This window comes from Bradyrhizobium sp., assembly GCF_049581145.1.
In the GTDB taxonomy this organism is placed as follows: domain Bacteria; phylum Pseudomonadota; class Alphaproteobacteria; order Rhizobiales; family Xanthobacteraceae; genus Bradyrhizobium.
The window spans coordinates 1-1,819 of sequence record NZ_JBAURI010000540.1; the positions used below are offsets into that span (position 1 = coordinate 1).

General features: G+C 61.5%; 1 protein-coding gene. It reads left to right on the plus strand.

Going from position 1 to position 1,819, the window contains the following annotated elements; genetic code table 11:
- Positions 1–308 precede the first annotated feature (308 nt).
- Entirely contained in the window at positions 309–1,673 is a 1,365-nt protein-coding gene (locus WCB02_RS17665; protein ID WP_423959947.1) for a flavin monoamine oxidase family protein, read from the plus strand.
- The last annotated feature ends 146 nt before the right edge of the window (positions 1,674–1,819 follow it).

Sequence of the window (1,819 nt, forward strand, 5' to 3'; positions counted from 1 at the left end):
GCCGCGTCCACCGCATCCTGCCCCGCGTCTCTGGACGATCCGGAACGCCCCTCTGTGGGACAGGATGGCGCTAATATGAGGGTGATTTGGGGGAAGCGTCAAGAACGATTTCTGAAAATCGGAATGATGTTCGGATGATGCATGACCAAGATGATGCATTCGACCCCAGGGCGTGGAAGGAACAGAGCTTCCATTTACGCTGGCGCTGCCGTTGCGATCGGATTGCGCAGCGCGGGTCGGCTCCGCTGTCTCGTTGAACTCACAAACGACGTGCAACGCCCTCGCCTTTTCCTCTAAAATCACCGCCCATGCGTTCGCATATTGTCATCATTGGCGCCGGCATTTCCGGCCTGACCGCTGCCATCACCATCGGGGAAGGCGTCGACAAGCTCATCGTGGCCGGCGGGACCATCCCGCGGCCCGAGATGACACTCCTTGACGCCGCGGACTGGATCGGCGGGCGCGCACGCACTGATGAGCTGTCGACGGGTGTGTCGGTGGATGCCGGAGCGCACTGGTTCCATGGCGGTGCCAGGAATCCGTTCTACAAATGGGCCTGCGATCGGCACTACGATCTGGGGCCGATCGGCATCGATACCGCCACGCGGCGCTTCAATATCTCGGTGGAAGGCGCAGTGGCGCCTGAGCAGCGCGAATGGGCGATGAACCGGCTTTACGAGATGTATGCGATCTGGAAGGCGCAGCATCGGGATCAAGACGTGTCGCTCCGGCAATTGGCCGACATGTCGAAATCGCGCGTGATCGTCGCTGTGGCCGAGGAACGGGCAAACAACTGGATGGCGGTCGATAGCGCGGCCAAGGTCTCGAGCGATGAATTCTGGGGCGACGATGCGGGTTCCGGCGGCATGCAATTGCAGGACGGGATCGAAAAGCTCATCGCCGCCATGACCAATGAAGCCCGGTATTACAAGGCCGATATCCGGCTCCGCCGCGTCGTGCAAACGGTCAAAAAGGCCGGAAGGCGCTTTGTGGTCGTGACCGACAAGGACACGGTCGAAGCCGACTATGTGCTCAGTACGCTCTCGGTTGGCGCGCTGAAATCGCACGGCGTCAGATTCGACAAGAGCGCGCGCTCGCAGCTGGATCCGGTCCTGGCGGGCATGACGGCCGCGAAAATGACCAAGATTTTCGTGCCGCTGCGGCCGGAATTCTTTGCCGAACGCAATATCGCGCCGGACACGTTCGTCACGATTTACGAACAGCGTCACGCCTGGCTCCTGCACCTTCGCACCGATGGCAAGCCGCTCGTCACCATCTTTGCTTCAGGCGCGATGTCGGATCTGGTGGAGAAATCGCACTACGCCGACATCGAAAACCAGATGCTCGATCTGCTCGATCGCGTCGGCGAACCCGATTTGAGCGGTGCACGCAACAACCTGGAAGGCCGCGTTCATATCACCGACTGGACGACCAATCCGAATTTCCTGGCCGCCTATTCGGCCATGCTGCCTGGCGTCAAGCGCCGCAATCCGCTGGTGATCGGCAACCTGGTGTTCGCGGGCGAGGCGTTTGTGCAGGACCTGAAGAAGAGCCCCAGTCAGATGACCGGCGCCTGGGAGTCGGGACGCATCGCGGGGAAGAAGATTTTGACAAAGCTGGCGCTGGAGGCGCGCAGGGCGGGCGAAGTGGGATCGGGGCCGCAGTCGAGCTGAGCGGGCTCGCTCATGGCACGAAGCGTCCCGGCGGATTGGAAGGGTTATTCCCGGAACTGGGGGTAGACCGGCTATGCCATCAGCTCGTAGGCGGATCAGCGTCAGCGTGTAGGGCGGGTTGGAGGCGAAGCCGTAACCCGCCTCTT